Raw genomic sequence first — 5,534 nt, 5'->3', positions numbered from 1 at the left:
CTCTCCGCGTCGAGCCCGAACCCCGCGAGCCGCGCGGCGACCGCCCCGAGGGCGCCACTCCTCCGTCGCAGCGCGACACCGCTCCGAGCGGCACCGTCTACCACTGGCCGGACCCCCGCGGCGGCTGGGACGAGCCTCCGGTGTGGGAGGACGTCGTCGCTCCGCAGGAGGACCCGGACGACGACGGCGGCGACGAGGAGCTCTGGCGCGGCACCGCCTTCGCCTGGAACCTCGAGCCCACCGAGCCCGGCGCCGACGCGTCCGCCGACGGCGCGGACGCCGCGGAGGCCTCCGATCAGGACGCCGCTCCGACGCCCCCGACCGCCGGGATCGCGGACGACGGGAAGCCGTTCTCCACCACGCCCGCCGCCGCTCACGTGAACGCGTCCGCCGCGCGGGAGAGGACTTCCCGCAGTCGACCCGCCAAGGAGCCGCGCGAGAAGACGCCGCGCACGCCTCGTGAGAAGACCCCGAGGACCCCTCGCGAGAAGACCCCGCGGGCCCCTCGAGGGCGGACGGCGCCGCCCGCCCCGGCTCCTCGATCCGACCGTGCCGCCTCCGTCGGCTCGGCCACCGAGCCGCCCAGCATCACCGCGCTCGCCGCGCCCTCCCCCGACCGCACCAGGAGCCGTCGTCGACTCCTGATCGCGCTCATCGCGCTCGGCGTCGTCGTGGTGCTCGCCGCGCTCGCGGTCGTGGGCTACCGGATCACGGCGGGGAACGACTCCGATGCCTCGGCGCCCGCTCCGGTCGCCACGACTCCCTCGGAGGAGGCGAGCGCCGCACCGACCGCGGAGCCCACGGCCGAGCTGCCGACCGTCGGACCGCTGCCCGCCGGCACCTACGCGTGGAGCGACCTGCTCGGCGGCGAGTGCCTGCAGCCCTTCGACTCCGTCTGGGCCGAGGAGTTCACCGTCGTCGACTGCGCCACCGCGCACACGGGCGAGATGGTCGCGACCGCTCAGCTGACCGAGGAGGCGTTCCCCGGTCAGGACGCGCTCGCGCTCTCGGTCGCCACGCTCTGCCAGGCCACCGGAGTCGTCGACGTCCTCGGCGCCGAGGCGTACGGCGACGTCCAGGTCTCGGCGTCCTTCCCGGTCACCCAGGAGCAGTGGGACTCCGGCGAGCGGCGCTACTTCTGCTTCGTCGACCGCGCGGGCGGCGGCGAGCTGATCGGCGCGCTCACCGGCACCCCGGCCGGCTGACGCTCAGACCAGCCCGCAGCTGTACGGCCCCCCGTCGCTCGCGTAGAGCACGAGGGGCTCCTCGGTCAGAGGGTCCACGTGGGCGAAGACGACCAGATCGGTCGACTTCAGCACCTCGAAGGTCAGGCTCGAGCGGTCGCCGAGCAGCGTGTAGGCGTCCACGTAGTCCGGGGAGTCGGAGCGGGTCTCGATCGCCGTGCCGCCGTACGCCGCCTCGACGGCGGAGCGGGGCGAGCCGATGCCGACGCCCTCGTCGGTGGTGATCGACGGGCTGCCGAGGATCAGGCTGAGCAGGGGACCGGACTCCCCGTCCACGACGGGCCAGAACGGAGCGCCGCCGAGCGCCTCCGACGCGGGATCGCGCGGGTAGTTCGCGAGCCAGCGCGCGGAGGAGCCGATCGGCTCGACTCCGTTGTCCGCCCAGACCTGCTCGCAGAAGTCGGGATCGACGACCGCGAGGGCCGCGCCTCCGGCATCGGCGGGCACCGGCTCGCCCTGGATCAGCGAGCCCGTGCCGTCGGGGGTGTGCAGGCCGTCGACGTCGAGCACGAGGTCGGTCAGGGCCGGCGGAGCGGCAGGAGCGTCGGCGATCGCCGTGGGAGTGCTCGTGGCAGTGCTCGTGGCGCTGCTCGTCGGAGCCGCCGTGGGAGCGGACGTCGCCGAGGCGGTCCCCGTCGCGGTGGGCTCGGGTGCGCTCGGAGTGCAGCCCGCGACGGCGAGCAGGACGGCGCCGGCGACCGCGGTGGCGCGCAGGGCGGGGTGGGAGCGGATCATCGTGGTCTCCTCGCGGGAGCCGTCTCGTCGTGCTCCCGCGCCAGTATCGAGCCGCGCGGCGCGGCGGCGGAAGGCGCTCCGGGCGGTCGTCACCGAAGCGTGTCCTGCTTGTAGGGTTGCCGATCGTGGACGAGAACGAGACGCCGCGCGAGGCCGGCCCGGCCGCCTCCGTCGAGGCCACGACGAACGGCGTGGGCCCCTGGATCGGCGAGCGTCCCGCCGACGAGCGCCTCGATCCGGAGCTGCTCGACAAGGGCGACGCGCGCAACGTCGTCGACCGCTTCCGCTACTGGCGGATGGAGGCGATCGTCGCCGAGCTCGACCGCACCCGTCATCCGTTCCACGTCGCCGTCGAGAACTGGCAGCACGACATGAACATCGGCTCGATCGTGCGCAGCGCCAACGCGTTCGGCGCGCGGGGCGTGCACATCGTGGGCAGACGGCGGTGGAACAAGCGCGGCGCGATGGTCACCGACCGCTACCAGCACGTCCAGCACCACGAGGCGGTCGCCGGTCTCGTCGACTGGGCGCGCGAGGAGGGACTGCCGATCATCGCGATCGACAACGTGCCCGGATGCGTGCCGATCGAGACCTTCGCTCTGCCCGAGCGCTGCGTGCTGCTGTTCGGGCAGGAGGGGCCGGGGCTGTCGGAGGAGGCGCTCGCCGCGTCCGAGGCCGTGCTCGAGATATCGCAGTTCGGCTCGACCCGCTCGATCAACGCGTCGGCGGCCGCCGCGGTCGCGATGCACGCCTGGGTGCTGCAGCACGTCCGGTTCTGAGGGCGAGCGCGCCGGGCTCAGACCACGACGTCCGGCGGGAACTCCGACTCGAGCGGCTCGCCCGACAGCAGCTCGTGGACGCCGCTGAGCACCTCGTCGGGGCGGAACGGGTAGCGCTCGATCTCGGCCGCATCGCTGATGCCCGTCATCACGAGGACGGTGTGCAGACCGGCCTCGATGCCCGCCACGATGTCGGTGTCCATCCGGTCGCCGATCATGCCGGTGTTCTCGCTGTGCGCGCCGATCTTGTTCATCGCCGAGCGGAACATCATGGGGTTCGGCTTGCCGACCACGTACGGGTCCTTGCCGGTCGCCTTGGTGATGAGCGCGGCGATCGCTCCCGTCGCGGGCATGACGCCCTCGGAGCTCGGACCCGTGGCGTCGGGGTTCGTGACGATGAAGCGGGCGCCGCCGATGATCAGCCGGATCGCCTTGGTGATCGCCTCGAAGGAGTAGTTGCGGGTCTCGCCCACGACGACGTAGTCGGGCGAGGTCTCGGTCATGATGAAACCGGCCTCGTGCAGCGCGGTCGTGATGCCGGCCTCGCCGATCACGAAGGCGCTGCCGCCGGGCATCTGCGAGGCGCAGAAGTCGGCGGTGGCGAGCGCGCTCGTCCAGATGCGCTCCTCCGGCACGTGCAGGCCCGAGGCCCGCAGTCGCGCGGACAGGTCGCGCGGAGTGAAGATCGAGTTGTTGGTCAGCACCAGGAACGGGACGCCCGCGTCGGTCCACTCCTGGATCAGCTCGGGCGCGCCGGGGAGCGCCTTGTTCTCGTGCACGAGCACGCCGTCCATGTCCGTGAGCCAGGCCTCGACCTCGCCGCGATGTGCTGCCATCCCCCGATGCTATCGGCGGGGCCTCCGCTCCGCTGGGTGCGGGCGGAGGCGCCGCGTCAGCCGATCAGCGAGGGCTGCAGGTCGCGCAGGGTGCGGAACCGCGTCATGCGGACCACTCCGATCATCGCGAGCGCGAGGCCGCCGACGAGCCAGCAGAGCAGGACGAGGGAGTCCTGCAGCGCCGCCGCTCCGTCGCCGCCGTACATCAGCTGCCGGACGGCGTCCGTCGCGAAGCCCATCGGCAGCACGTGGTGCAGGGCGGCGAGCGGAGCGGGCAGCGTCTGCCAGGGGAACGTGCCGCCCGCGGTCACCAGCTGCACCACCATCAGCACGAGGCCGAGGAACTGCCCCACGCTGCCGAGCCAGACGTTGAGCGCGAGGATCATCGCCGCGAACGTGAGCGAGGCGAGCGCCATGACCCCGTAGACGCCGACCGGCGACGCGACGTCGAAGCCCAGCGCCAGCGAGATGATCGCGAACAGCCCGGCCATCTGGATCACCCCGAGCAGCCCGGGGGTCAGCCAGCCGGCGAGGGTCACCCGGATCGGCGAGTGCAGGGCGGTGATGGCGCGGCGCGAGACCGGCTTCACGATGAGGAACAGCGCGTAGATCCCGATCCAGCCGGCGAGGCTCGCGAAGAACGGGGCGAGCCCGGCGCCGTAGGTCCCGGCCGAGGCGACCTCGCTCCGGTCGACCTCGACGGGGTCGGCGATGGCCGACGCCTGGGTCGCCTGCTGCTCGGCCGAGCGGTCGGGGATCGCGACGACGCCGTCCTCGAGGCCGTCGCGGAGCGTCGCGGCGCCCGTGGTGAGGTCGTCGAGGCCGGCGGTGAGATCTCCCAGCCCGTCGCGGAGGGTCGCCGAGCCGTCGCGCAGGGAGGCGGCGCCGTCGCGGACGGTCGCGGCGCCGTCGGCCGCGGACCGCGCTCCGGTCGCGGCGGTCGCCGCTCCGCTCGCCAGCTGCGACGACCCGTCGGCGGCGGTCGAGATGCCGGCGGTGAGGGTCGGAGTCGCGTCCGCGAGAGCCTGCGCTCCGGTCGCGACCTGCTGCGCGCCTCCTGCGAGCCGGTCGATCAGGGCGACCTGCCCCTGCGCCTGCGCGTTCGCGGCCAGGGCGTCGTCGCCGAGCGGGTCGAGCAGCGCGAGGATCTCGGCGATGCGGGCGGGGTCGAGCCCCGACTCCTGAAGACTCGCCTCGATGTCTCCGCGGACCACGGGGACGCTGTCGGCGACCTGCTGGGAGGCGGCCCCGACGGTGTCGGCCTGCGTCGCGAGGGCGGCGTCGCCGGCGCAGACCGCGACCCTCGCCGACGGAGCGGCCCAGGTCGCCGCGGATCGTCGCGAGGCCGACCAGGAACTGCGCGGCCGCCTCCTCGTCGACCTTCTCGACGATGGAGGCGCGCAAGGTCTTCGCCGCCTGCTCGCCGATCGTGCTCGCGAGGTAGCTCGTGGCGTCGTTGGTGGTCAGGACGACGCTCGCGCGATGGGGCGCGTCGCTCCCGGCCGAGGCGAGGGCGGCCGAGAAGTCGGCGGGGAGGGTGACGCTGAAGTCGTACGTCCCGTCGTCCACACCCGCTGCGGCGTCGGCGGACGAGACGCGGTGCCAGTCGAAGGCGTGGTCCTCGAGCAGCTGGTCGGCGACCTCGTCGCCCGTGTTCGTGACGGTGCCGTCGTCGGAGGTCGTGCCGGTGTCGTCGACGACCAGGGCGACCGGGACGTCCGTGAGCTTCGCGTACGGATCCTGGTTGGCCCAGAGGTAGAGGCCGCCGTAGAGGATCGGCACGAGCATCAGCGCGATCAGCGCGAGGCGGGCCATGGGCGTGGCGGTGAGGCGGCGCAGCTCCGCCTGGATCATCTGGGGGATGCGGATTCTCATGAGCGGGTTCCGTCGAGAGGGTCGGGGTCGGCCGCGGTGGGGTCGATCGGGGTGGGGAGCGGAGG

The 5,534-nt window shown here is 73.5% G+C and carries 4 protein-coding genes and 1 pseudogene; 2 read left to right on the top strand and 3 right to left on the bottom strand.

The window, feature by feature from the left end; translation table 11 throughout:
* Positions 1-1,205 (top strand): septum formation family protein (locus NB037_RS18425; RefSeq protein ID WP_251948376.1); only part of this gene is annotated, 1,205 nt, incomplete at its 5' end.
* Between the two features lie 3 nt (positions 1,206-1,208).
* Here the strand turns inward: NB037_RS18425 and NB037_RS18420 are convergent.
* Positions 1,209-1,979, bottom strand: coding sequence for a hypothetical protein (locus NB037_RS18420; protein WP_251948374.1), 771 nt, complete (start codon positions 1,977-1,979; stop codon positions 1,209-1,211).
* 125 nt (positions 1,980-2,104) lie between these two features.
* On the opposite strand from NB037_RS18420, the gene NB037_RS18415 reads away from it, so the two are divergent.
* Complete coding sequence (locus NB037_RS18415; RefSeq protein ID WP_251948372.1) at positions 2,105-2,758, top strand: TrmH family RNA methyltransferase; 654 nt, start codon at positions 2,105-2,107, stop codon at positions 2,756-2,758.
* 17 nt (positions 2,759-2,775) lie between these two features.
* Here the strand turns inward: NB037_RS18415 and NB037_RS18410 are convergent, their stop codons facing one another.
* Both NB037_RS18410 and NB037_RS20025 read right to left on the bottom strand, forming a co-directional pair.
* The gene (locus tag NB037_RS18410; protein ID WP_251948370.1) at positions 2,776-3,594 is read right to left on the bottom strand and encodes an HAD-IIA family hydrolase; all 819 of its coding nucleotides are present in this window, start codon (positions 3,592-3,594) and stop codon (positions 2,776-2,778) included.
* 56 nt (positions 3,595-3,650) lie between these two features.
* Positions 3,651-5,463 (bottom strand): annotated as a pseudogene (locus tag NB037_RS20025) (YhgE/Pip family protein).
* Between the last annotated feature and the right edge of the window lie 71 nt (positions 5,464-5,534).

This window comes from Rathayibacter rubneri, from assembly GCF_023743255.1.
GTDB lineage: Bacteria > Actinomycetota > Actinomycetes > Actinomycetales > Microbacteriaceae > Rathayibacter > Rathayibacter rubneri.
This window is presented reverse-complemented; position numbering and strand designations above follow the sequence as displayed.